We start from the raw sequence: 23,513 nt of genomic DNA, 5'->3' as shown, positions 1-23,513 counted from the left end.
ATCGGCTGACACGCACGCGGCACCCGACTACTGATCGCCGCGCCGCGCGGGCACCCTCGTTCGGGTAGCATCGAACGATCGACCGCGCGAAGTTCCGCGCGTCCACACAAAACAAGACTTCCGGAGACTGCCGCTCATGCGTTCGCATGCCGATTCGCCCGCTGCCCATCACGCGGGTTCGCTGACCATTTTCCAGGGCGCCGCGCTCTATATCGGCGCGGTGCTCGGCACCGGCGTGATCGCGCTCCCCGCGCTCGCCGCCGACGTGGCGGGGCCGGCCTCGCTGCTCGCGTGGGCCGCGCTCGTCGTGCTGTCCGGGCCGCTCGCGGCCACCTTCGCCGCACTCGGCGCCCGCTATCCCGATGCGGGCGGCGTGTCGACCTACGCGCGGCGCGCATTCGGCCCGAAGGCCGCGGCCGTCGTCGGCTGGTGCTTCTACTTCGCGGTGCCGGCCGGCGCGCCGGCCGCGGCAATGTTCGGCGGCGCCTACGTCGCCGCTGTCACGGGCGGCGGACACACGACGATCATCGTCACGGCCGCCGCACTGATCGCCGTCGTATCGGCCGCGAACGCATTCGGCGTTACCGTGTCGGGCCGCATGCAACTCGTGTTGTCGGCGCTGCTCGTCGCGCTGCTGCTCGCAGCGGTGCTCGCATCCGCGCCGCATGCACGCACCGCGAATCTGCATCCGTTCGCCCCGCACGGCTGGCTCGCGGTCGGCCAGGCCGCCGCGCTGCTCGTATGGAGCTTCGCCGGCTGGGAAGCGATCACGCATCTCGCGGCCGAATTCCGCCGGCCCGCGCACGACATGCCGCGTTCGGCCGGCATCGCGGTCGTGGTCGTCGGGTTCCTGTATCTGTCGGTCGCCGCCGCGAGCGTGACGGTGCTCGGGCCTTCCGCGGGCGCATCGGGCGCGCCGCTCGCCGAACTGATCGCGGGCGGCATCGGCGGCCATGCGCAGGTGCTCGCGGCGGCCGCCGCGCTGCTGCTCACGCTGGGCACGATGAACGCGTATTTTGCCGGCGCGGCAAAGCTCGGCGCGGCGCTCGGACGCGACGGCGCGCTGCCTGCGTGGCTCGCGCAGGGCAGCCAGGTCGGCGGCGTGCCGCGCCGCAGCCTCGGCGTGATTGCCGCGCTCGCGGCCATCGCGCTGGCCGCCACGACGCTGTCCGACGTCGGGCCGAAGCCGCTCGTGCTCGTGACGTCCGGATGTTTCGTGATGGTGTACGGGCTCGGCGCGGCGGCCGCGCTGAAGCTGCTGCCGCGCGGCGGGATCGCGTACCGCTGCGCGTGGATTTCGCTGATTGCGGTGGCCGGGCTGTTCGTGACGACCGGCTGGTATTTCCTGTGCCCGCTGCTGCTCGCGGGCGGCGCGTTGCTGTATCTGCGGATCACCCGAGCGCGTCGATGACCCGTCATGCGCACGCGGGCCGGCGCTCGACAACTCGCCGCATGAACGATCGCGTCGATCCGGCCGCGCGCCGTTCGTTCGCGCCGCTCAGGCCGGCACGAGCTCGAAGCTGAGCCGTTTGCCGAGCGCGGCGGCCGCGCTCGCGAGCGTCGCCAGCGTGAGGCTCGTGTCGGTTTCGTCGAGCAGCCGGTTGAGCGCGGCGCGGCTGGTTTTCATCCGCGCGGCCATCGCCGTTTTCGTGATGTGCTGCGCCTTCATTTCCTGCCCGATCTGCCACGCGATCACGCGCTTGATCGCGGTGGCGGTGGCCGCTTCGAGGTTGCCGTCCGCTTCGAGGAAGGCGTCGAAATCGCTGCCGATATACGGATTGTTCGTGGTCGTCATGTCGTACTCCAGGTGCATGGCGTTGCCGGCTGCCCGACCGTCGGAGACGGTGCGTCCGGCACAACCGGGGAATTCAGATGGCGCGCGTCAGCGTTTTCAGGCGCGCGACGGTGACGTCGAGATCGTCCGACGGCGTGGCCCGCGACTGCTTGAAGAAGCCGTGCAGCAGCACCATCGTGTCGCCGACGACCGTGAACAGCACACGTGCGCTTCGCCCCGGTACCGTCACGCGGATCTCCCATAGATCCTTCGCCATCTTCCGGACCAGCGGCATGCCGAGCGGCCAGCCGAGTTGAACGGTCTTGATCTCTTCGCCGATCGCCCTTCGCTCCAGTCGCCCGAGCGCGTTGAGCCATTCGCGCACCGGCTCGTTGCCGCGGGCTGTCCGGAAGAACCGCACGCCGAGCGTGACCTGAATCTGCTGTCTCGCCATCGTCTTGTCGTCCATCGTATCAAAAACGGTACGATATGCCAAGCACCCCGATGACGGCTACTGACCGGATGGCCGATCCCGCGGCAAGAACGGAGATCGGGTCTGGCGCGTCGCCAGGCCCGATGGATCAACGCTTGCCGCGAACGGGCTTGCGCGCCGCGCGTGGCGCCCGAGGCGCTCGCGCATCGCCGAACCGCGACCGTGCGATGTCGCGCACCGCGTCGATCAGCGTCCGCGCGACGGGCGACGGCTGCGCATCGGTGCGCAGCACGAGCCCGACCGGCTCGTCGGTGCCCGCCGACGGTAGCGGCAGGCGCGCCAGCGCGCCGGCCGACAGATCGTATTCCGCCGCATAGAGCGGCACGAACCAGACCGCGTCGTTCTCGAGCGCCAGCGCGCGCGCGACCGATACCGACAGCACCTCGATGAAGGAATCGAGCGGCGGCGCGCCGCATGCGCCGAGCAGTTGCTCGGCGGACTGGCGGATCAACGTGCCGAACGGCGGCAGCACGACCGGATAGCGTGCGAGCTCGGTGGCCGGCGCCGCGCTCGCGAGCAGCGGATGCCCGGCGCGCACGACCGCGGCAAGCGGCTCGTTGTACAACTGCTCGAACGCGAGCCCGATCATCCGTTCGGGCTCCGACAGCCGCCCGATCGCGCATTCGATCGCGCCGGATTTCAGGCGCTCGAGCAAGTCGGCGTTCGCGGCCGTCGCGATCCGCACGACGATGCGCGGCCAGCGTGCGGTCAGCGCCTTCATCAAGGCCGGCGCGAGCGACGCCGCGACGGTCGGCAGCATGCCGATTTCCAGCGTCGCGGCGGCGGCCCCGCCCTTGCGCGCCAGCAGCCCGACGCCCTGCCGCAGCGCCAGCACGCACGCGTTCGCGTGCGGCATGAACAGTTGCGCTTCGCGGGTCGGCTGCGCGCCGTGCCGGCCGCGCTCGAACAGCTTCACGCCGAGAATCGTCTCCAGTTCGGCGATCGTCTTCGACACGGCCGGTTGCGTGATCGACAGGCTTTCGGCCGCCTTCTGCACGCCGCCGAGCTGCGCGACCGCGAGAAAACACTGCAGGTGACGGAACTTGACGCGGCCGTCGGCGATACGGTTACCCATAACGGATGGTTATGCGAATGACGATGAATCGCCATTTTGCATAACTTCCCGGAAAGGCCCAAGCTTTCCGGCGACGTCAGGCATGACGCCGCAGCGCGTGGAATCCGGTCGGCTCCCAGATCCGTTTCGCGATCAGCAGCGCCGTGCCGTGCTTCTGCCCGAGCGGCGCGGACGACGACTCCGCGTGCAGCGCCGCCGCCTTGCTGGCGAGCCGCCGCAGTTCCTGTTCGAGCTCCGCGGCGGCAGCATCCGTCAGCATCCCTTGCAGGAACGTCATCGTCTCGCCCGGGCCGTCGAAGCGGCTGCCCAGAAAATCGTCGAGCACGTGCGCATGGAAGTAGCGGCGAATCGGCCCGCCCGGCAGCCAGTCGAAATCGCGCGCGACGCGCACGCGAATCCGGTCGCCGGGCAGCAGCGCGATCACGTTCATCCGGTCGAGCATCAGCAGGTATTTCACGCACTCGGCCTGCGTGAGGCGGTAGGCCGACACGATGTCCTGCACGGTCCAGTAGTTGATCGCGCAAACGGCGACGAGCAGCAGCTTCTCGTCCGACACCAGCAACGCCTCCTGCTGCTCGGTCAGCACGCGCAGGCGCGGCGCGGACGCCGACGCCTCCTGCACGAGCTCGGCGAGCGTATAGCCGAGCAATTGCGCGATCTCCACGACGCGCTCCAGCGTGAAGCGGCCGCTCGCGAACAGCCGCTTCACGCTCGTCTCGGAGACGTCGAGCGCACGCGCGACGTCCCGGTAAGTCATGCCCTGCGCCTTCAACTGGCGCTTCAGCGTTTCGATGAGTTGGGCGGTCTCGGTCATGGCGGTATCGAAAAATGATGCTCGAGGTCGAATATTAGGCCACTCTCGCATCCACATCAGCACTTTTGGTTACTTGTCCGCATAATCCGCTCCGTCCTGTCACGCAACGACGGAGCCGAAATGACCACCCGAATCGACACCGCGGCCTACGAACCGCACCACACCGCACTGCGCGATGCGCGCGGCACCGATCGCGCGATGCCGCTCGCCACCGTGCGCACGCTGGCCGCCGGCGCGCATGTCGGCGATCTGGTGTTCATCCGCGTGCCGGCCGGTGCGCCGGACGCCGCCGCCGGTGCGAACGGCTCGGTCGAAACATCGGGCACTTGGGCCAATCGCTTCGGCATCGTCGTCGATACGTCGGGCGCCGAACCGGTGATCGCCGAGCCGGCGGCGTTCGCGTGGACGAAGCTCACGCCGCTGTCGCGCTTCGTCGCCCGTACCGACGGCGGACGCATCGCACTGGCGCGCCGCGTCGCGGCGGCGTCGGCCGACGCGCAGCGCCACGCGCATGCGCTGGCCGAACAGCGGATCGATGCGCTGCTCGGCAGTCGCTTCAACCCGCGGGCGCGGCGTGGCTTCTGCACGCGGTACGTGACCGAGGTGCTCGGCGGCGGGCACGCGGCGACACCCGCGGCCCTGCTGCGCAGCGGCGCGCTGGCGCTCGAATTCGACGGGATCGTGCTCGATCCCGGCCGTCCATGACGACGGGCACGCTCGGGGAGACCGGATAACAACGAGAACGAACGACAAAAAACAGTGACGGGCTGGCTGGAGGGCCGTGCACGGGGTCGTCGCCGACGACGCGAAGCCCGATCGCTTTTTTCCGCCGGACAGGCTTTCTGTCCGGCGGAATTTTCATTGCGGGGAAGTACATAACGAACCGTTATGCGATTCGCGAAAAAAGGTCATTTTGCATAACTTTCCGGTTTGGCTAAAGTCGTGCCATCCACTTCGCGAAAAAACCTGACAGGAGACGCCCGATGGATTCCCCCACGATCCTCACGCCGCGCGACTGGCCGTCGCATCCGGCCTATGTTCACCCCGAGTACCGTTCGTCCGTGAAGCGCGGCCCGACCCGCCCGCTGATTCCGCTGAAGGAGAAGTTGCGCGACCAGTACGCGCCCGTCTACGGCGCGGAAGATCTCGGCGCGCTCGACCACGACCTGACGAAGAACGCCGTGAAGAACGGCGAGCCGCTGGGCGAGCGGATGGTCGTCACCGGCCGCGTGCTCGACGAAGGCGGCAAGCCCGTGCGCAACACGCTCGTCGAGGTGTGGCAAGCCAACGCGGCCGGCCGCTACGTGCACAAGGTCGACCAGCACGACGCGCCGCTCGATCCGAACTTCCTCGGCGCCGGCCGCTGCCTGACCGACGACGAAGGCCGCTACCGCTTCCTGACGATCAAGCCCGGCGCGTATCCGTGGGGCAACCATCCGAACGCGTGGCGCCCGAATCACATCCACTTCTCGCTGTTCGGCGATTACTTCGGCTCGCGTCTCGTCACGCAGATGTACTTCCCCGGCGATCCGCTGCTCGCGTACGACCCGATCTTCCAGGGTACGCCCGAAGAAGCGCGCGAGCGCCTGATCTCGCGCTTCTCGATGGACATCACAGAAGAAGGCTATGCGCTCGGCTACGAATTCGACATCGTGCTGCGCGGCCGCGACGCCACCCCGATGGAGCGCTGAACCATGACGACGCTGAAGCAAACCCCTTCGCAGACGGTCGGCCCGTACTTCGCGTACGGCCTGTGCCCGCAGCAATACGGCTACGACCTGAAAAGCCTGTTCACGCCGACGATCGCCGCCGCGCACGCCGAAGGCGAGCATGTGCTGCTGGTCGGGCAGGTATTCGACGGCGACGGCAACGTCGTGGGCGACGCGGTGCTCGAATTCACGCAGGTGGACGCCGCCGGCCGCTACCCCGCGTCGCGCGACGACGTCGCGAAATCCGGCTTCACGGGCTTCGCGCGGGTCGGCACGGGCACCGATCCGCAGCAGCGCTTCGCCGTCGAGACGGTCAAGCCGGGCCGCCTCGCCGCAGACGAGGCGCCGCACATCAACGTGACGGTGATGATGCGCGGCATCCTCACGCATGCGTTCACCCGCGTGTACTTCGACGACGAAGCCGCCGCGAACGCGGTCGACCCCGTGCTGAACGCGGTGCCGGCGGAGCGCCGCGCGACGCTCGTCGCGAAACGCGACGCGCAGCCGGGCCGCCCGGTCGTCTACCGCTTCGACATCCGCATGCAGGGGCCGGAAGAAACCGTATTCTTCGACGTTTGACGCATGCGGCAGGCTTCGCCTGCCACCGCACCGCCGTGTGGCGCGATACCGACCGGCATCGCGCCACACGGCGTTTTGGGCCGCCTTCGATGATGCGCCGCGTCGTGATGCACGGTGGCTGCGGACGCCTGGCGTCATTGGCTTCCCGTGCCGAGATCGAACATGCGATCGAAACGCATGCTGCGACAGCACATCAATCATGTGGGCGACACGATATCGTTTGCGCGTTATGCGGCGTATGCTTCGTTATCTGCAACGAGCCGACAGAATTGAATCGTACGAAGAAACAATGACAGGGATGATGCGCGACGCTGCCCGGCAGGCGGCCCGCGCATTTTTTCAGACAGAGTGCCTTTGAACGCGTCTGGCCGAAGTTGGCGGACGCGTATTTTTTTGGCGCGGCGGCCCACGCAAGCGCGTGGCCTGTGCCGAATCCTAGCGACGAATCTCCAGATAACGGCTCGGCGTGTCGCCCAGAATGCGGCGAAACGCCGACGTGAACGCGCTCGCGCTCGCATAGCCGAGATCGAGCGCGACGCGCGTCACCGGCTGCCCGTCGGTCAGGCGGGCAATCGCCGCGAGCATGCACACCTGCTGGCGCCACGCGGCGAAACTCACACCCGTCTGCGCACGGAACTGCCGCGTGAACGTGCGCCGGCTCAAGCCCGCGTCGGCCGCGACGCGGTCGAGATCAGCCGCGATCGACGGCGCCGCGAACAGGTGCCGGCACACCTTCGCCAGCCGCGCGTCGGCCGGCAGCGGCGCATGCAGCGACAGGCGCGGCATCGTCGCGATTTCCGCAACCAGCAGATCCATCAGCTTGCCCGCGCGACCGTCGACGTCGTACATGGCCGGCAAATCGATCGCATCGTCGATCAGTTGCCGCAGCAGCGGCGACACGCCATACACGCCGCACTGGGTGGGCAGCCCGGCCGCCTGCGCGGCGTCGACGGTCACGAATGCGTTCAGCATCGTGACCGGCCCGGTCATCGTCATTTCGTGCCGCACGCCGGCCGGCACCCAGCACGCGCGCTGCGGCGGCACCAGCCATCGGCCGTGCGGCGTCGACACGCTGATCGTGCCGCGCGACGCGAACGCGAATTGCCCGCGCACGTGCGCGTGCTCCGGAAACGTCATGCCCGCCGCAAAGTCGTTGGCGGTCACGACCACGCTCCGGGGAATGTGTTCGTAAGGATCCAGCAGCGTATTTCTCACGGCCCGAATTCCATCATCAATGACCCGATATCGAAGGCGGGTCGCCTTCGAACGATCTACGATCCGCTCCACCGTTGCGCGACCTCTCGGCCGCAACACCCGCCGGCCGGATCGGCCGGCGGGCAACCTCATCGGAGCGGACATGCCGAATACGTTTCATCGCGTGGGGGACGGCCCCCACCCTGTTCTCGTGCTGCACGGCTGGTTCGGCGACGCCCGCGCGTTCGAACCTCTCGAGGCGTGGCTGTCGCGCGAGCACTTCAGCTATGTCTTCATGGACTACCGAGGCTACGGCCGCATGCGCGACGCCCGCGGCAACTACACGATCGACGAGATCGCCGCCGACACGCTCGCGCTCGCCGACGCGCTCAGCTTCCCGACCTTCAGTCTGGTCGGCCATTCGATGGGCGGCATGGCGATCGAGAAGATCGCCGCCCTCGCGCCCGACCGCGTGCGCGCGCTGGTGCCGATCGCGCCCGTCCCGTGCGGCGGTCTGCCGTTCGACGCCGCGCGACGCGCGCTATTCGAGCGCGCTGCCGACCACCTCGCCGATCGCCGCACCATCATCGACCGCAGCACCGGCAACCGGCTGCCCGCCGCCTGGATCGAGTGGAAAGCCGCGTATTCGGCCGCCTGTTCGTCGGCGCGGGCATTCGGCGCGTACTTCCGCGCGTGGGCCGATACGGATTTCAGCGGAGACATCACGGGCATCCATCCGGTCAAGGTACTGATCGGCGAGCACGATCCGGCGTTCGACGCGGCGCTGATGGCCCGCACCTATCTGCGACGCTATCCGCTCGCCAGCGTCGACGTGCTGCGCAACGCGGGCCACTATCCGATGAACGAAACCCCGCTCGCACTGGTCGCGGCGATGGAAGCATTCCTGCTCGCCGCAACGGCCCGCCCCGTCGCGATCGGCTGACCGGCCGCGCGCCGGCGGCATCGTCGCGGCACGCATCAGCGCAGCATGAACGACATCGCCGACAGGCTGTTCAGCGTGCGCACCGTGTGCTCGACCGATGGCCCGTCGAAGCGCAGCGTCACCGCATCGACGCGTTCGAGCGACGGCAGCACGCAGAACAGGTCGGCGAGCGCGGCCGTCTGCACGCGCAGCGTGCACGCGGCCGGCGCGGGCCGATGCGCGCCGGCGCGCACGCCGGCCGACAGCGCCCGCGCGACCGTTTCGCGCGCCGCGGCCGCGATGCGCGCGCACGACGCGGACGGCGTGAGCGTCTCGCCGCTCGATGCGCCGCCGGCCGTCTTGACCGTCTCGAAACGCGCGTCCGGAAACAGCGGCTGCGTTTCGTCGGCGAATACGTCGTCGCCGGTCGCGAGCGCGACGTGTGCACCGTATTCGCGCGCCAGCGCGCCGTACAGCCCGGCTTCGCCGAGCTCGACGCCGTTCAGCCACACCTGCGTGAATGCAAAGCTGTTGATCGTGTGCGCGAGCACGCCGCGCGTCTGCGATTTCGCGTGATAGCCGATCATGAATACGAGATCGGGCTGCTGTTCGAGGCCCGTCATCATGCCGAGCGTACGCGGCTTGCCGAGCACGACACGCGCCCGCGCATCGAGCCCGTCGGGCAGCAGGTTGCGAAAGCCGCCGTGCGAGTCGTTGACCCAGACGGCCTGCGCGCCGCCGGCGAACGCGCCTTCGATCGCCGCGTTCGCCTCGGCGGTCATCCAGCGGCGCGCGCGTTCGTATTCCGGATTGCCGGCACGCGTCTGCTCGGCGGCGAATACGCCGGCGACACCCTCGATGTCGGTCGAGATCAGGATCTTCATGACTGGGTCGGATGCCCTGCGTTATCTTCGTTGAACAAGCGGTCGAGATCGGGCACGGCGTCGCGCAGCGATTGCCGCACGTGGCCGTCGCGTCCGGCGACCGTCACCGCCTGCAGCAACGCGTCGGCGATCGCGTGCTCGACGCTTTCGGCCGCGGCCATGAACAGCGGATCGAGCGCCGCATCGGCGACGAGGGCCGGGAGCGCGATCGTCGACGCGTCATGCGCAATCGTGTACGCGGTCGAGAAGGCAAGCCCGATGTCGCCGCTGCCATGCCCGTAGACGGAGCCCGTACGGGCCAGTCCGGCCCCCGCGCGGCGCGCGAGCCGCGACAGTTGCCGCGCGTCGAGCGGCGCATCGGTGGCCAGCAGCAGGATGATCGAGCCCTGCTCGGGCGGCGCAGTGTGCGCGGCTTCGGCCGCGCGCCGTTGTGCGACGATGCGCCCGAGCGGCACACCGCCGAGTGTCAGCATCGACAGCCGGCCGAAATTCGCGAGCACGAGCGCGCCGACCGTATACGGCCGGCCGGCCGCGACGGCCACGCGCGACGCGGAACCGATCCCGCCTTTCAGGTCGAAGCACGACATCCCGCGCCCGGCGCCCACCGCGCCGCGTGCGACGTCCCGCGATGCCGCGCGGCACGCGTCGTCGTAATGCGCGGCGGTGACCGCGAAGGCCTGGATGTCGTTCAGGTAACCGTCGTTGCACTCGAACACGAGCGGATTGACGGTCGGCCAGTCGCGGCCGATCCGCGGATTCGCCGCGATCGCCGCGCGAATCTGCGCATGGGCGACCGCGCCGACGCCGAACGTATTGGTCAGCGCGATCGGCGTATCGAGCGTGCCGAGTTCGTCGACCTGCACGAGCCCCACGCTCTTGCCGAAGCCGTTGATCACGGCCGCCCCGGCCGGCGCCTTGGCGCGGTACACGTCACCCGGATGCGGCTTTACGACGGTCACGCCCGTCTGCACGCTGCCGGCATCGAGCGTGCAATGGCCGACGGTCACGCCCGGCACGTCGGCGATCGTGCCGCGCGGCCCGGCCGGCAGCGTCGCCGCCCACATCGATGCAGCCCGCATCAACGGCGCTCCAGCTTCGGGTCGAGCGCGTCGCGCAGCCCGTCGCCGAGCAGGTTGAACGCGAGCACGGTGAGGAAAATCGCGAGGCTCGGGAACACCGCGATGTGCGGCGCCGTCACCATGTCCGCGCGCGCCTCGTTGAGCATCGCGCCCCACTCCGGCGTCGGCGGCTGCGCGCCGAGCCCGAGGAACGACAGGCTCGCGGCCGTGATGATCGACGTGCCGATGCGCATCGTGAAGTAGACGACGACCGAGGACACGGTGCCCGGCAGGATGTGCCGCATGATGATCGTCCAGTCCGACGCGCCGATGCTGCGCGCGGCCTCGACGTAGGTCATGTGCTTGAGCATCAGCGTGTTGCCGCGCACGAGCCGCGCGAACGCCGGGATGCTGAAGATCGCGACCGCGCAGATCACGTTGACCATCCCGTTGCCGAGGATCGCGACCACGCCGATCGCGAGCAGGATGCCCGGGAACGCGAACAGCACGTCGGCCACGCGCATCGTGATGCGGTCCCACCAGCCTTCGTAATAGCCGGCAAGCAGCCCGAAGAACGTGCCGATCACCGCGCCGAGCGCCACCGAGAAGAAGCCGGCCGCGAGCGAGATGCGCGTGCCCGCGACGATCCGGCTGAAGATGTCGCGGCCGAGCGAGTCGACGCCGAACCAGTGCACGGCCGACGGCCCCGCGTTCAGCGCGTCGTAGTCGAAATAGTTTTCCGGATCGAACGGCACGATGTGCGGGCCGACGAACGCGAGCACGACGAGCGCCAGCACGAAGCCGCCCGCGACGAGCGCGATGGTCTGCTTGCGGAACTTGCGCCAGAATTCGCGCCACGGCGTGCGGATCGCGGTCGGTGCGGCCGGCGCCGCGGGCTGGACAGTCGCGTTCATGCGCGCCTCACTTGAACCGGATGGTCGGGTTGATGACCGCGTACAGCACGTCGACGGTCAGGTTGATCAGGATGAATTCCAGCGAGAACAGCAGGACGATCGCCTGGATCACCGGGTAGTCGCGCATCGTCACCGCGTCGACGAGCAGGCGCCCGAGCCCCGGCCAGTTGAACACGGCCTCGACGACGATCGAGCCGCCGAGCAGGAAGCCGAACTGCAGCCCCATCATCGTGACGACCGGGATCATCGCGTTGCGCAGGCAGTGCTTGAGCACGACCATCGGCTCGTGCACGCCCTTCGCGCGCGCGGTGCGCACGAAGTCCTCGTTCAGCACCTCGACGAACGACGCGCGCGTGAAGCGCGCCATCACCGCCGCGACCGCGGCGCCGAGCGTCAGCGACGGCAGCACGTAGCTCTTCCACGTGCCGTCCGGCACGACCGGCAGCCAGCCGAGCTTCACCGAGAAGATCTCCATCAGCAGCATGCCGAGCGCGAACGCGGGAAACGAGATGCCCGACACCGCGAGCGTCATCCCGAGTCGGTCGGGCCAGCGATTGCGCCAGACCGCCGACGCAATGCCGATCGCCATGCCGAACAGCGTGGACCACACCATGCTGACGAGCGTCAGCAGCAGCGTCGGCATGAAACGCTCGCCGATCTCGGTCGACACCGGCCGCTTGCTGCGCGTCGACACACCGAAATCGCCGTGCGCGATCTTCGCGAAGAAGCGCGCGAATTGCGCGGGCAGCGGCCGGTCGAGCCCGAGATCGGCGCGCACGAGCGCGACCGTCGCCTCGTCGGCTTCGGGGCCGGCCGCGAGCCGCGCCGGGTCGCCCGGCAGCAGGTGCACGAACAGGAACACCAGCACCGCGACGATCGCGAGCGTGGGCAGCAGGCCGAACAGGCGTTTGACGAGAAAATTCAGCATGGGACACCGATCGAATCAGCGCACCGGCGGCTCGCGCCGCCGGCACTGCGTGGCGGGCAAGCCGCCGTCATTTCACCGAGATCTCGTCGAAGTTGAACGAACCGTCCGGCATCACGTACGCGCCCTGCAGCCGCTTGCTGCGCGCATACACGATCTTCTCCTGCACGAGGAAGATCCACGGCGCATCGGCCCAGATCTGCTTCTGCGCATCGGCGTACAGCTCGGCCTTCTTCGTGCGGTCGACCGTCTCGAGCGCCTTCGTCAGATCGCCGTCGACCGCGTCGTTCTTGTAGTACGCGGTGTTGACGAGCTTCGGCGGCGCCGACGCGCCGGCCAGCAGCGGCGTGATCGCCCAGTTCGCCTCGCCCGTCGACGACGACCAGCCGATGTAGTACATCCGCACCGGCGCCTTCGCCGGATCCGGCGCGCTCTCGACCTTCGCGACGCGTTCGCCGGCTTCCAGCGCCTGCACCTGCACCTTCACGCCGACCTGCGCGAGCTGCTGCTGCACGAACTGGATCGCCTTCTGCGACGTCGAGTTGTTATACGCGGACCACAGCGTCGTCTCGAAGCCGTTCGGGTAGCCGGCTTCCTTCAGCAGCGCCCGCGCCTTCGCCGGGTCGTACGGCCAGGGCCCGAGCTTCGTCGCGTAATCGACGCCCTGCGGCACCACGCCGGTCGACGGCGTCGCGAAACCGGAGAATGCGACCTTCGCGAGCGCTTCCTTGTTCACCGCGTAGTTCAGCGCCTGGCGCACCTTCGGGTTGTCGAACGGCTTTTGCAGCATGTTCAGCGACACGTAGCGCTGCACGATCGACGGCCGCTCGACGACGTCGACCTTCGGGTTGCTCTTCAGGTCGGCCGCCTGCTCGAACGGAATGCGGAACGCGAAATCGGCTTCGCCCGTCTTCATCAGCGCCGCGCGCGTGTTGTTGTCGACCACCGGCTTCCAGTCGATCGCGTCGATCTTCGGGTAGCCCTTCTTCCAGTAGCCGGCGAACTTCTTCACCTTCAGGTCGTCGGTCTGCTTCCACTCGACGAACTCGAACGGGCCGGTGCCGACCGGATGCAGCGCGATGTCGCGGCCCCACTTCTTCAGCGCGGCCGGCGAAATCATCACGGCCGACGGGTGCGCGAGCGTGTTGATGAACGCCGAGAACGGCTCGCGCAGCGTGACCTTCACCGTGGTCGGATCGACGGCCTCGGTCTTCTCGATCACGCGGAACATGTTGTAGCGCTTCAGGTGGTTCGCGGGATCGGTCACGCGGTCGAAGTTCGCCTTCACGGCCGCCGCGTTGAAATCGGTGCCGTCGTGGAACTTCACGCCCGAGCGCAGCTTGATCGTGTACGTCTTCGCGTCCGGGCTGGCTTCGTAGCCGGTCGCGAGCACGTTGACGAGCTTCATGTCCTTGTCGAAGCCGAACAGCCCCTGGTAGAACGACTTGACGACGGCCTGCGACACCGTGTCGTTCGCATCGTACGGGTCCATCGTCGTGAAGGTCGAATCCACCGCCATCACCGCGGTCTGCTGCGCGAACGCGGGCAGCGCGGCCGACAGCGCGAACGCGCCGGCGAGCGCGACGAAGCATGCGCGCGGACGAAACATCGGAAACGGATGCTGCTTGTTCATTTTGCTGGGCTCCTATCGGTGAATCGGTGACGCCTCACGGGCGTTTCGGTTTCGACTGCCTGCCGGTTCGTGCGCCGTCATCGCAACGCACGACTCCACTACTCAATACGCGCCGCCGACGCGATGCGTCGCGACGTAATGATCGGGGCCGACCGCGACGAGCGGCGCGACGAGCGGCTCGTCGCCGACCGCGCGGATCGGGCTCGGAATCTCGTCGGCCGCGAGCTGGCGCGGCGCATGCCGGCGCGCGGGGTCGGCCACCGGCACCGCGCTCATCAGCTTCTTCGTGTACGGATGCTGCGGCGCCTCGAACACCGCGCGGCGCGGGCCGATCTCGACGATCTGGCCGAGATACATCACCGCGACGCGATGGCTGATGCGCTCGACCACCGCCATGTCGTGCGAGATGAACAGGTACGCGACGCCGAGTTCGCGCTGCAGGTCGAGCATCAGGTTGACGATCTGCGCCTGCACCGACACGTCGAGCGCGGACACCGACTCGTCGGCGATCACGACCTTCGGGTTCAGCGCGAGCGCGCGCGCGATCGCGATCCGCTGGCGCTGGCCGCCCGAGAATTCGTGCGGATAGCGGCGCGCGGCTTCCGGCGGCAGGCCGACCTTGTCGAGCAGCCAGTCGACGCGCGCCTGCGCTTCACGGCCGCTCGCGACGCCGTGCACGAGCAGCGGCTCCATGATCGAGAAGCCGACGGTCAGGCGCGGGTTCAGCGACGCGAACGGGTCCTGGAAGATGAACTGGATGTTCCGCCGCAGCGCCTGCAGGTCATGCCCCTTCATTGCGCTGATGTCGCGACCGTCGAATTCGATCGAGCCGCTCTGCGATTCGACGAGGCGCAACAGCGAGCGGCCGGTGGTCGACTTGCCGCAGCCCGATTCGCCGACGAGCGCGAGCGTCTCGCCCGCGCGCAGCTCGAAGCTCACGCGCTCCACCGCATGCACGTACTGCGACACGCGGCCGAACACGCCGCTCTTCACCGGAAAGCGCGTGACGAGATCGCGCACGCGCAGGATCGGCGGCGCGGCGTGATCGACGAGCGGCTGCGCGTCGTTCGCGGCGGACGCCGTGGTCGGCGCCGCGGCCGTCGCGCTCGTGCCGTCCACCTTCAGCAGCGGGAATTTCTCCGGCGCGTCGGTGCCCTGCATCGAGCCGAGCCGCGGCACGGCCGCGAGCAGCGCCCGCGTGTAGCGATGCGCGGGCGTCGCGAAGATGCGGTCCGACTCGCCCTCCTCGACCTTCTCGCCGCGATACATCACGAGCACGCGGTCGGCCACTTCGGCCACCACGCCCATGTCGTGCGTGATGAAGATCACGCCCATGTTCATTTCGTCCTGCAGCCCGCGGATCAGTTGCAGGATCTGCGCCTGGATCGTCACGTCGAGCGCGGTCGTCGGCTCGTCGGCGATCAGCAGCGCGGGGCGGCACGACAGCGCCATCGCGATCATCACGCGCTGCCGCATCCCGCCCGACAGTTGGTGCGGATAGCGCGCGAACACGCGGCGCGCTTCCGGGATGCGCACGAGATCGAGCAGCCGCAGCGCTTCCGCGCGGGCTTCGGCCGCGCTCTTCGACTGGTGCAGCGCGATCGCCTCGCTGATCTGGTCGCCGACCGTAAACACCGGGTTCAGCGACGTCATCGGCTCCTGGAAGATCATCGCGATGTCCGCGCCGCGGATGCCGCGCATCGTCGCGGCGCTCGCCAGCGCGAGATCGACCAGTGCGCCGCCACGGCGCCGGAACGCGATCCGTCCGCTCGTGATCTCGCCGCCGCCGTGCTCGACGAGCCGCATCAGCGCGAGCGACGTGACCGACTTGCCGGAGCCCGATTCGCCGACGATCGCGAGCGTCTCGCCGCGATCGACGTGAAACGACACGTTGCGCACCGCGTCGAACGTCGCGCTTTCGCGGCGGAACGTGACCGACAGGTCGTCGACGGCCACCACGCGCTGCTCGGGCAGCGCCAGGGCCGACGGGTTACGGCTCGAAGTCATCGCGTATCTCCTCGTGCGATCCGGTTTCAGGCCGCGTCGTCGCGGTAGATGCCGACGACCGGCGCGTCCCCGACGCGCGCGTAGCCGCGGTACATCCCTTCGGTGTTGAACGGCATCGCGACGTTGCCGTGCGCGTCGACCGCGATGATCCCGCCGCGGCCCGCCAGGCGCGGCAGCTTGTTCATCACGACGTCGTGCGCGGCGTCGGCGAGCGACGCGCCGCGATATGCGATCTGCGCGGCGACGTCGTGGGCCGTCGCGAGCCGGATGAACATCTCGCCGGTGCCCGTCGACGAGACCGCGCAGGTCGCGTCGTCCGCATAGCAGCCGGCGCCGATGATCGGCGAATCGCCGACGCGCCCCGGCTGCTTGTTCGTGATGCCGCCCGTCGACGTCGCCGCCGCGATATGGCCATGCACGTCGCACGCGACCGCGCCGACCGTGCCGTGCTTGCGGTCCGGATCGAGCGGTTCGGCGGGTTGCGGCTGCGACTGGCCGAACACGAACGTCGCCGCATCGTGATCGAGCATCGCACCGGCCGCCGCGCGCGCCTTGACCCACTGCGCATGCCGCGCTTCGGTATCGAAGTAGTCGGGTTCCACGAGCTCGAGCCCCTGCGCGGCCGCGAATGCGTCGGCGCCCGCGCCGGCGAACAGCACGTGTTCGCTCGCCTCCATCACGCGCCGCGCGGCGAGTACCGGATTGCGCACGCGGGTCGCGCAGCAGATCGCGCCGGCGCCGAGCGTCGCGCCGTCCATGACCGCCGCGTCGAGTTCGTGCTTGCCTTCAGCCGTATACACGGCGCCGCGCCCGGCGTTGAACAGCGGGCAATCCTCGAGCATCCGCACCGCGACGGTGACGGCGTCAAGCGCGCTGCCGCCGTCGGCCAGCACCTGTTGCGCGGCCTGCAGGATCGCGGTGAGTTCGGCGCGGTACCGACGTTCGGTGTCGGTATCCATCGCTTCGCGCAGGATCGTGCCTGCGCCGCCGTGAATCGCGACGATCGCGGGTGAAGTCATGATTTTTTCGGACGGGGGGAAGAAGGGTTGGCGGCCGGCAGCGCCGCTTGCGGCTGCACGAGCCACGGCAGCAGGAATTCGGTCATCTCGGCGGCGGATTTCGCGGACCGGTGCGTGCGCAGCGCGACCGCGTCGATCAGCGCCTCGATCATCGTCAGCACCGCGGCCTCCGACGTGGCGGCAAAGCGCCGCTCGGCCTTGACGTACAGGTTCAGCGACGCGATCGGCGCGAGCGGCGATTGCGGGCCGTCGGAGATGCCGAGCACGCGCGCGCCGCGCGCGGCCGCACGACGGGCCAGCTCGATCGTGTCCTTCACGTAGCGCGGAAACGCGAGCGCGATCACGAGATCGCGCGAATCGGCGGTGTACAGACGTCGCGCCGCATGCGACGGGCCGCCGAGCAGCGCGAGCGACTGCACGCTGTCATGGCACACGGACAGTCCGTGCTCCATCAATCCGGTCAGAAACGCGCTCGACCCGGCGCCGAGAATCAGCACGCGCCGCGCGCCGACGATCGCCTCGACCGCCGCCTCGACGTCGGCCGCATCCAGTTGCGCGCGCGTGTTCTCGATGTTGGCGACAGCCTGGTCGAACACCGCATCGATCCAGACCGCGCCGCGTACGCCGGGCTCCTGCTCCTGCGCCGAACGCAGCCGCTCGACCGGCCCGAGCGTGGCCTCGAAGCCGCGCACGAGCGCCGCGCGCATCGCCGGATAGCCGTCGAAACCGAGCGCCTTCGCGAAGCGGTTCGCGGTCGCGATCGACGCGTTCACGGCCTGCGCGAGCTCGTCGATTCGCATCGTCGCCGCGCGAAACGGGTTCGCCAGCACGAATTCGCCCATGCGCCGGTGAATCGGCGTCATCAACGGCATCGCCGACGCGATCCGCTCGGCGATCGCAGGTTCGTCGTGACTGACATCGGGCGGAGCGAGAGGCGTCATGCGAAGGGTTGTTGCAAGGTTCGATGAAAATGAATTTACACAATCTGATGGCAGGAAAAAAATAAATTTTCATCAGGGTTGTCACGCCCCGCCCGCCTTCGTCAGCCGTCCGCGAGATCGCCCGCCCGCGCCGCACGGGCCTTTGACGGACGACGGCCTTCCGTCCCGGCCCCTGTGTTGGGCGCACCGTCATCGGGAAAACCCCAAGCGCGTTCGTTCGAATGCAGATTCACGTTGACCGGATTCGCATTCGAACATAGGATGTTCGAAAATGATCAGTCGTCAGATAACGTTGCAGTGTGATGACGACCAAATGTTCGCTCGAACACCGTGAATTCGATATAAACCGGCACAAACCGGCGCGGAACAAGATCGGACATCGTATGAACGAAAACGAAACAAGCCATCCCGACGGATGGCCCTCATGGACCGGGCAGGCGCCGCGCGCCCGCCCTGCCTGACAGGAGACAGCAGTGAAGACAGTCAAGGCGTTGCGCTGGTGGATCATCGTGCTCGTGTGTCTCGGCACGATTCTCAACTACCTCGCACGGAATTCCCTTGCGGTGCTCGCGCCCGAGCTCAAGCAGGTGTTCGCGATCTCGACGCAGCAGTACTCGTACATCGTCGGCGCGTTCCAGATCGGCTACACGATCATGCAGCCGGTATGCGGGTTCATCGTCGACCTGATCGGGCTGCGGCTCGGCTTCGCGCTGTTCGCGATGCTGTGGTCGGTGGTCGGCGTCGCGCATGGCTTCGCATCGGGCTGGCTGTCTCTCGGCATCCTGCGCGGCTTTCTGGGCCTGTTCGAGGCGGCCGCGATTCCGTCGGGGATGAAGGCCGTCGCCGAATGGTTTCCCGACCGCGAGAAATCCGTCGCGGTGGGCTACTTCAACGCGGGCACGTCGCTCGGCGCCGCGATCGCGCCGCCGCTCGTCGTGTTCATCTCGATGCGGTTCGGCTGGCAGGCCGCGTTCATGGTCACCGGCGCGCTCGGCTTCATCTGGGCCGCGCTCTGGTACACGCAGTACCGGTCGCCGGCCGACCATCCGCGCATCACGGCGCGGGAACGCACGCTGATCCGCGACGGCCAGGCCACGATGCCGCCCGTGTCCAGGCGCCGCGTCCGCGACGTCGTCACCGCCCGGCGCTTCTGGGCGATCGCGCTGCCGCGCTTCTTCGCGGAACCCGCGTGGCAGACTTTCAGCTTCTGGATTCCGCTGTATCTCGCGACCGAGCGCCACATGCCGCTCACGCAGATCGCGGTGTTCGCGTGGATGCCGTTTCTCGCGGCCGACCTCGGCGGCATCGCCGGCGGCTACCTGTCGCCCTACCTCGCTAACCGCTTCAAGCTGCCGCTCGTGTGGTCGCGCGTCGCCGGCGTCGCGCTCGGCGCGGTGCTGATGCTCGGGCCGGCGATGATCGGGCTCGTGTCGTCGCCGTACACCGCGATTGCGCTGTTCTGCGTCGGCGGCTTCGCGCACCAGATGATCTCCGCGCTCGTCAACACGCTGTCGGCCGACGTGTTCGATTCCGAGGAGGTCGGCACCGCCAGCGGTTTCGCCGGGATGGCCGCGTGGATCGGCGGCCTCGGCTTCTCGCTGCTGGTCGGCGCGCTCGCCGACAAGATCGGCTATGCGCCGCTGTTCGCGTGCCTCGGCCTGTTCGACATCATCGGCGTCACGCTGCTCGCGGTGCTGATCCGCGGCCAGTCGAAGCAGGAACGCCTGCTCGCGCAGCACGCCTGAGCTCCGTTTTCACCAGGAATCGCCTTATGACTTCGCTCCTTCATCCGCCCGCGTTCCGCGTCGCCAGCCACCACGCGAACCGCGTGCTGCTCGCGTCCGATACGGGCGCCACCCTCGAAATCTTCGTGCTCGAGGACGACATCGTGCGCTTGCGCGTGCTGCCCGACGCGACGGCGCGCACCCCGCGCACGTGGACCATCGCGCCCGGCCTCGACGACGTGCCGCTCGACGGGCGCGACCGCCTCGACCTGAGCGGCTTCGCGCTGCCCCACTACGACTTCGCCGAAGACGACGACGGCGTGCGGATCGAAACCGCGCAGATCCGGCTCGCGGTGCGCCGGCAAGGCGGCCACTGCACGTGGTCGATGCGCGGCGCGGACGGCGCATGGCGCATCGTGCTCGCCGACCGCGCGACGCAGGCGTACAACTTCGGCTGGTGGGACGATCGTGCGTATCACTACGTCGCCCGCGAGCGGGGCGACAAGGTATTCGGCCTCGGCGAACGCGCGGGCGAACTCGACCGCACGGGCGCGCGCTTCGAGATGCGCAACATCGACGCGATGGGCTACAGCGCGAAGCACACCGACCCGCTTTACAAGCACATCCCGTTCTACATCACGTGGTCGCCCGATGCGCGCCAGGGGTTCGGGCTGTTCTACGACACGCTGTCGGACTGCACGTTCGACATGGGCCGCGAACTCGACAACTACCACGGGCTCTATCGCTACTTCGTCGCCGAGCACGGCGATCTCGACTACTACTTCATCGCGTCGCCCGATACGCCGCTCGCGGCCGCGCGGCGTTTCACGTGGCTGACCGGGCGTCCGGCGCGCACGCCGAAATGGGGGCTCGGCTATTCGGGCTCGACGATGAGCTACACCGATGCGCCGGACGCGCAGCAGCAGATGAACCAGTTCGTCGAGCAGTGCGACGCGCACGACATCCTGTGCGATTCGTTCCACCTGTCGTCGGGCTATACGTCGATCGGCGCGAAGCGCTACGTGTTCAACTGGAACCGCGACAAGTTTCCCGACGCGAAGGGTTTCGTGCAGCACTATCGCGACCACGGCATCCGCCTGTGCGCGAACATCAAGCCGTGCCTGCTGCGCGACCATCCGGCCTTCGACGACGCCGCGAAGCGCGGTCTGCTGATCCGCTCGGCCTCCGGCGAGCCCGCGTGGGTGCAGTTCTGGGACGAGGTCGGCGCGTACGTCGACTTCACGCAGCCGGACGCCTACCGCTGGTGGCGCGAGCAAGTCACGTCGGCGCTGCTGGAATACGGGATCGAGTCGACCTGGAACGACAACAACGAATACGAGATCTGGTCGCCCGACGCGATCGCGCACGGCTTCGGCCAGCCGTTTCCGGCGCGCGAGGCGAAGGTTCTGCAGACGATGCTGATGATGCGCGCGTCGCGCGACGCGCAGCGCGCGCATGCGCCGGCGCGGCGGCCATTCCTCGTGTCGCGCTCCGGCGGCGCCGGCATGCAGCGCTACGTGCAGACGTGGTCCGGCGACAACTACACGTCGTGGGAAACGCTGCGCTACAACCTGAAGATGGGCCTCGGGCTCGCGCTGTCGGGCGTATCGAACATCGGCCACGACATCGGCGGCTTCTCCGGCCCCGCGCCGTCGCCGGAGTTGCTGCTGCGCTGGGTGCAGTTCGGCATCTTCATGCCGCGCTTCAGCATTCATTCGTGGAACGACGACGGCACCGTCAACGAACCGTGGATGTACCCGGAGATCACCGCGCAGGTTGCGTCGCTGATCAAGCAGCGCTACCGGCTGCTGCCCTACCTCTATCACCTGCTGTGGCTGTCGACGACGCGCTACGAGCCCGTGCTGCGGCCGACCTTCGCCGACTTCCCGGGCGACGTGCGCTGCTACGACGCGTGCGACGACATGATGCTCGGCGACGCGCTACTGGTCGCGCCGGTCGTCGATCCCGGCCAGTCCGAGCGCACGGTGTATCTGCCGTCGGGCGCACGCTGGACGTGCTGCGCGAGCGCGCAATCGTTCGACGGCGGCGCGAGCGTGACGCTGCCCGCGCCGCTCGACACGCCGGTGATGCTGCTGCGCGAAGGCCGCGTGCTGCCGCTGAACGTCGCGGAACAGCACTTCGGTGCGCGCGCCGACACGCGCGGCTTCCTCGTCGCGCCACGGATCGAGGACGGCGTCGCGTACGGCGAATGCGTCGAGGACGACGGCGAAACGGAAGCCTGGCGCGACGGCGAATACGGACTGTGGCGCATCGAGACCGGCCGCGAGGCATCCGGCGCGCTCGGTGTGTCGGTCCGCTGGGACGGCCGCCCGGCGCGCCCGGCCGACCGTGTCGAGATCCTGCTGCCCGCGTCGCTGCAAGGCCCGGTGGCCGTGCGCGGTGCGCGCGTCGAGCAGGATACGCGGGACGGTGCATGGCGCCGCCTCGTCGTCGCGTTCGATCACTGAACCGCTGAATCGCTGAGGCCGAAGCCAACCCGATCAGGCGGGCCGTTCGCGCGGCCCGCCGCCTGCCACAGAGGAGGCATTCAACCTCCCGCCCCCTTGAAAAGATGAAGAGACCCGGAGATCGACAATGACAGCACCCGTCAACCGTTATGCAATCCTCATTTTATCGGCCGCGTCGCTCGGCACGACCGCCGCCCATGCGCAGAGCAGCGTGACGCTGTACGGCGTGGTCGACGATTCGATCGCGTACGTGAACAACCAGCAGGGACACTCGAACGTCTATATGCGCGACGGCAACCTGTATGCGTCGAAGTTCGGGCTGCGCGGCGACGAGGATCTCGGCGGCGGCACGCACGCGATCTTCGACTTGCAGGCCGGCTTCAACCTGAATACGGGCGCGCAGGCCGCCGCCGGCACGATCTTCAACCGCCAGGCCTTCGTCGGCCTGCGCAACGTTCGCTACGGCACGGTCACGGCCGGCCGCCAGTACACGCCGTACTTCCTGTTCGTCGGCCCGTACGCGTCGAGCAGTTGGCTGACCGGCGCCACCGGCGCGCATCCCGGCGACATCGACGGCCTCGACACGACGATCCGCGTGAACAACTCGGTCACCTATACGTCGCCGACCTTCGCCGGACTCACCGCGAGCGCGATGTACGCATTCGGCGGCATCGCCGGCGCGACCGGCAAGGGCAACACGTTCAGCGCCGCGCTGCGCTACGCGAACGGGCCGATCGGGATCGCGGCCGGCTACCTGCGGATCAACAGCTCGGGTTCGTCCGCGGGCTTCCAGAATCCGGCCACCGCAGCGTCGGGCAGCTTCGCGGTATCCGTGCTGAACCAGGGTTATCTGACCGCGAAGGCCGTCGAACAGGTCGCGGCGGCCGGCAACTACACGCTCGGCGACCTGACGATGGGGCTCAACTATTCGAACGTGAAGTACCTGCCCGGCAACGGCTCGGCCTTCACCGACACGGCCGTGTTCAACACCTACGGCGCGCTCGCCGCGTACCGCTTCACGCCGACGTTCTCGGTGGCCGGCGCATTCGCGTACACGCTCGCATCGAAGGCGAACGGCGTCGCGAGCGCGGCCCGCTATCAACAGTACTCGCTGAAGGAGTCGTACAGCCTGTCGAAACGCACGACGCTCTACGCGCTGCAGGCGTACACGCATTCGAGCGGGCAGACGCTCGGCGCACAAGGCGCCGGGCACATCGTCGACGCGGCGCCGATCGTCGGCGATTCGCAGCAGCTCACGCCGTCGACGACGCGCGGCCAGTTCGTCGGCATGGCGGGGATCGCCGTCACGTTCTGAACCCGCCGGGCGGCCCTTCGGCACGCTCTCCACGCCCCGGACGATGCGCACCCTGCATGCGCCGT

General features: G+C 68.5%; 21 protein-coding genes. 8 read left to right on the top strand and 13 right to left on the bottom strand.

The annotated features are described in order from the left end of the window. Positions 1 to 136 precede the first annotated feature (136 nt). Positions 137 to 1,411: an APC family permease gene (locus QZM15_RS01740; RefSeq protein WP_302105654.1), complete on the top strand. Its 1,275-nt coding sequence runs from the start codon at positions 137 to 139 to the stop codon at positions 1,409 to 1,411. Positions 1,412 to 1,498: 87 nt separating this feature from the next. On the opposite strand, the gene QZM15_RS01735 is transcribed toward QZM15_RS01740, so the two are convergent. From QZM15_RS01735 to QZM15_RS01720, 4 genes are all read right to left on the bottom strand, one after another. Continuing rightward, positions 1,499 to 1,795, bottom strand: a complete 297-nt coding sequence (locus QZM15_RS01735) for an XRE family transcriptional regulator (RefSeq protein WP_006479223.1) — start codon at positions 1,793 to 1,795, stop codon at positions 1,499 to 1,501. 73 nt (positions 1,796 to 1,868) lie between these two features. After that, positions 1,869 to 2,228: a type II toxin-antitoxin system RelE/ParE family toxin gene (locus tag QZM15_RS01730; RefSeq protein WP_059639909.1), complete on the bottom strand. Its 360-nt coding sequence runs from the start codon at positions 2,226 to 2,228 to the stop codon at positions 1,869 to 1,871. Between the two features lie 127 nt (positions 2,229 to 2,355). Continuing rightward, entirely contained in the window at positions 2,356 to 3,342 is a 987-nt protein-coding gene (pcaQ, locus tag QZM15_RS01725; RefSeq protein ID WP_302105653.1) for a pca operon transcription factor PcaQ, read from the bottom strand. A gap of 76 nt (positions 3,343 to 3,418) precedes the next feature. Continuing rightward, positions 3,419 to 4,156, bottom strand: coding sequence for a helix-turn-helix domain-containing protein (locus QZM15_RS01720; RefSeq protein WP_059582244.1), 738 nt, complete (start codon positions 4,154 to 4,156; stop codon positions 3,419 to 3,421). A 120-nt stretch (positions 4,157 to 4,276) separates the two neighbouring features. On the opposite strand from QZM15_RS01720, the gene QZM15_RS01715 reads away from it, so the two are divergent. From QZM15_RS01715 to pcaG, 3 genes are all read left to right on the top strand, one after another. Continuing rightward, positions 4,277 to 4,861: a YiiX/YebB-like N1pC/P60 family cysteine hydrolase gene (locus QZM15_RS01715; protein ID WP_302105652.1), complete on the top strand. Its 585-nt coding sequence runs from the start codon at positions 4,277 to 4,279 to the stop codon at positions 4,859 to 4,861. A gap of 278 nt (positions 4,862 to 5,139) precedes the next feature. After that, entirely contained in the window at positions 5,140 to 5,847 is a 708-nt protein-coding gene (pcaH, locus tag QZM15_RS01710) for a protocatechuate 3,4-dioxygenase subunit beta (protein WP_060311079.1), read from the top strand. Positions 5,848 to 5,850: 3 nt separating this feature from the next. Next, on the top strand, positions 5,851 to 6,444 hold the full coding sequence (pcaG, locus tag QZM15_RS01705) for a protocatechuate 3,4-dioxygenase subunit alpha (protein WP_302105651.1): 594 nt from the start codon (positions 5,851 to 5,853) through the stop codon (positions 6,442 to 6,444). Between the two features lie 435 nt (positions 6,445 to 6,879). Here the strand turns inward: pcaG and QZM15_RS01700 are convergent, their stop codons facing one another. Continuing rightward, a complete protein-coding gene (locus QZM15_RS01700) occupies positions 6,880 to 7,659 on the bottom strand; it encodes a helix-turn-helix domain-containing protein (protein ID WP_302105650.1) in 780 nt (259 codons plus the stop codon). A 142-nt stretch (positions 7,660 to 7,801) separates the two neighbouring features. On the opposite strand from QZM15_RS01700, the gene QZM15_RS01695 reads away from it, so the two are divergent. Then, a complete protein-coding gene (locus tag QZM15_RS01695; protein ID WP_099317357.1) occupies positions 7,802 to 8,581 on the top strand; it encodes an alpha/beta fold hydrolase in 780 nt (259 codons plus the stop codon). Positions 8,582 to 8,616: 35 nt separating this feature from the next. On the opposite strand, the gene QZM15_RS01690 is transcribed toward QZM15_RS01695, so the two are convergent. The 8 genes from QZM15_RS01690 to QZM15_RS01655 all read right to left on the bottom strand — a co-directional run bounded on the left by QZM15_RS01690 (position 8,617) and on the right by QZM15_RS01655 (position 17,941). After that, positions 8,617 to 9,444: a M55 family metallopeptidase gene (locus QZM15_RS01690; protein ID WP_060311083.1), complete on the bottom strand. Its 828-nt coding sequence runs from the start codon at positions 9,442 to 9,444 to the stop codon at positions 8,617 to 8,619. Continuing rightward, positions 9,441 to 10,523 (bottom strand): P1 family peptidase, encoded by a 1,083-nt coding sequence (locus QZM15_RS01685; RefSeq protein WP_302105649.1) that lies wholly within the window; start codon positions 10,521 to 10,523, stop codon positions 9,441 to 9,443. The genes QZM15_RS01690 and QZM15_RS01685 overlap by 4 nt, the downstream gene beginning before the upstream one ends. Then, a complete protein-coding gene (gene gsiD, locus QZM15_RS01680) occupies positions 10,523 to 11,416 on the bottom strand; it encodes a glutathione ABC transporter permease GsiD (RefSeq protein WP_099317354.1) in 894 nt (297 codons plus the stop codon). Before gsiD ends, QZM15_RS01685 begins: the two co-directional genes overlap by 1 nt. Before the next feature lie 7 nt (positions 11,417 to 11,423). Further along, positions 11,424 to 12,344 (bottom strand): glutathione ABC transporter permease GsiC, encoded by a 921-nt coding sequence (gsiC, locus tag QZM15_RS01675; RefSeq protein ID WP_059582267.1) that lies wholly within the window; start codon positions 12,342 to 12,344, stop codon positions 11,424 to 11,426. A 67-nt stretch (positions 12,345 to 12,411) separates the two neighbouring features. Then, positions 12,412 to 13,974: a glutathione ABC transporter substrate-binding protein GsiB gene (gsiB, locus tag QZM15_RS01670; protein ID WP_060311085.1), complete on the bottom strand. Its 1,563-nt coding sequence runs from the start codon at positions 13,972 to 13,974 to the stop codon at positions 12,412 to 12,414. A gap of 102 nt (positions 13,975 to 14,076) precedes the next feature. Next, complete coding sequence (locus tag QZM15_RS01665) at positions 14,077 to 15,981, bottom strand: dipeptide ABC transporter ATP-binding protein (RefSeq protein ID WP_302105648.1); 1,905 nt, start codon at positions 15,979 to 15,981, stop codon at positions 14,077 to 14,079. Positions 15,982 to 16,007: 26 nt separating this feature from the next. After that, positions 16,008 to 17,000 carry an isoaspartyl peptidase/L-asparaginase family protein gene (locus tag QZM15_RS01660; RefSeq protein ID WP_302105647.1) on the bottom strand — a complete coding sequence of 331 codons (993 nt, stop codon included), beginning with the start codon at positions 16,998 to 17,000 and terminating at the stop codon, positions 16,008 to 16,010. Then, positions 16,997 to 17,941: a MurR/RpiR family transcriptional regulator gene (locus QZM15_RS01655; RefSeq protein WP_060311087.1), complete on the bottom strand. Its 945-nt coding sequence runs from the start codon at positions 17,939 to 17,941 to the stop codon at positions 16,997 to 16,999. The genes QZM15_RS01660 and QZM15_RS01655 overlap by 4 nt, the downstream gene beginning before the upstream one ends. 473 nt (positions 17,942 to 18,414) lie before the next feature. Between QZM15_RS01655 and QZM15_RS01650 the strand changes: the two genes are divergently transcribed. The 3 genes from QZM15_RS01650 to QZM15_RS01640 all read left to right on the top strand — a co-directional run bounded on the left by QZM15_RS01650 (position 18,415) and on the right by QZM15_RS01640 (position 23,448). Then, a complete protein-coding gene (locus tag QZM15_RS01650; RefSeq protein WP_059582281.1) occupies positions 18,415 to 19,686 on the top strand; it encodes an MFS transporter in 1,272 nt (423 codons plus the stop codon). A gap of 26 nt (positions 19,687 to 19,712) precedes the next feature. Beyond that, positions 19,713 to 22,133, top strand: a complete 2,421-nt coding sequence (locus QZM15_RS01645) for a glycoside hydrolase family 31 protein (RefSeq protein ID WP_302105646.1) — start codon at positions 19,713 to 19,715, stop codon at positions 22,131 to 22,133. Between the two features lie 127 nt (positions 22,134 to 22,260). After that, the gene (locus QZM15_RS01640; RefSeq protein WP_059639328.1) at positions 22,261 to 23,448 is read left to right on the top strand and encodes a porin; all 1,188 of its coding nucleotides are present in this window, start codon (positions 22,261 to 22,263) and stop codon (positions 23,446 to 23,448) included. Positions 23,449 to 23,513: the final 65 nt, after the last annotated feature.

Source organism: Burkholderia sp. AU44665, from assembly GCF_030504405.1.
Taxonomy (GTDB): Bacteria; Pseudomonadota; Gammaproteobacteria; order Burkholderiales; family Burkholderiaceae; genus Burkholderia; species Burkholderia semiarida.
Note: the sequence above shows the minus strand (reverse complement) of the source record. Positions and strands in the feature narration are given on the sequence as shown.

What these genes read in the sequence shown, in the direction of transcription:
- gsiB (WP_060311085.1), bottom strand. Translation starts at nt 13,974, where the DNA reads ATGAACAAGCAGCATCCGTTTCCGATGTTTCGTCCGCGCGCATGCTTC.
- QZM15_RS01645 (WP_302105646.1), top strand. Translation starts at nt 19,713, where the DNA reads ATGACTTCGCTCCTTCATCCGCCCGCGTTCCGCGTCGCCAGCCACCAC.
- QZM15_RS01730 (WP_059639909.1), bottom strand. Translation starts at nt 2,228, where the DNA reads ATGGCGAGACAGCAGATTCAGGTCACGCTCGGCGTGCGGTTCTTCCGG.
- QZM15_RS01690 (WP_060311083.1), bottom strand. Translation starts at nt 9,444, where the DNA reads ATGAAGATCCTGATCTCGACCGACATCGAGGGTGTCGCCGGCGTATTC.
- QZM15_RS01655 (WP_060311087.1), bottom strand. Translation starts at nt 17,941, where the DNA reads ATGACGCCTCTCGCTCCGCCCGATGTCAGTCACGACGAACCTGCGATC.
- QZM15_RS01740 (WP_302105654.1), top strand. Translation starts at nt 137, where the DNA reads ATGCGTTCGCATGCCGATTCGCCCGCTGCCCATCACGCGGGTTCGCTG.
- QZM15_RS01640 (WP_059639328.1), top strand. Translation starts at nt 22,261, where the DNA reads ATGACAGCACCCGTCAACCGTTATGCAATCCTCATTTTATCGGCCGCG.
- QZM15_RS01660 (WP_302105647.1), bottom strand. Translation starts at nt 17,000, where the DNA reads ATGACTTCACCCGCGATCGTCGCGATTCACGGCGGCGCAGGCACGATC.
- QZM15_RS01720 (WP_059582244.1), bottom strand. Translation starts at nt 4,156, where the DNA reads ATGACCGAGACCGCCCAACTCATCGAAACGCTGAAGCGCCAGTTGAAG.
- QZM15_RS01685 (WP_302105649.1), bottom strand. Translation starts at nt 10,523, where the DNA reads ATGCGGGCTGCATCGATGTGGGCGGCGACGCTGCCGGCCGGGCCGCGC.
- gsiC (WP_059582267.1), bottom strand. Translation starts at nt 12,344, where the DNA reads ATGCTGAATTTTCTCGTCAAACGCCTGTTCGGCCTGCTGCCCACGCTC.
- pcaQ (WP_302105653.1), bottom strand. Translation starts at nt 3,342, where the DNA reads ATGGGTAACCGTATCGCCGACGGCCGCGTCAAGTTCCGTCACCTGCAG.
- QZM15_RS01665 (WP_302105648.1), bottom strand. Translation starts at nt 15,981, where the DNA reads ATGACTTCGAGCCGTAACCCGTCGGCCCTGGCGCTGCCCGAGCAGCGC.
- gsiD (WP_099317354.1), bottom strand. Translation starts at nt 11,416, where the DNA reads ATGAACGCGACTGTCCAGCCCGCGGCGCCGGCCGCACCGACCGCGATC.
- QZM15_RS01715 (WP_302105652.1), top strand. Translation starts at nt 4,277, where the DNA reads ATGACCACCCGAATCGACACCGCGGCCTACGAACCGCACCACACCGCA.
- pcaH (WP_060311079.1), top strand. Translation starts at nt 5,140, where the DNA reads ATGGATTCCCCCACGATCCTCACGCCGCGCGACTGGCCGTCGCATCCG.
- pcaG (WP_302105651.1), top strand. Translation starts at nt 5,851, where the DNA reads ATGACGACGCTGAAGCAAACCCCTTCGCAGACGGTCGGCCCGTACTTC.
- QZM15_RS01735 (WP_006479223.1), bottom strand. Translation starts at nt 1,795, where the DNA reads ATGACGACCACGAACAATCCGTATATCGGCAGCGATTTCGACGCCTTC.
- QZM15_RS01695 (WP_099317357.1), top strand. Translation starts at nt 7,802, where the DNA reads ATGCCGAATACGTTTCATCGCGTGGGGGACGGCCCCCACCCTGTTCTC.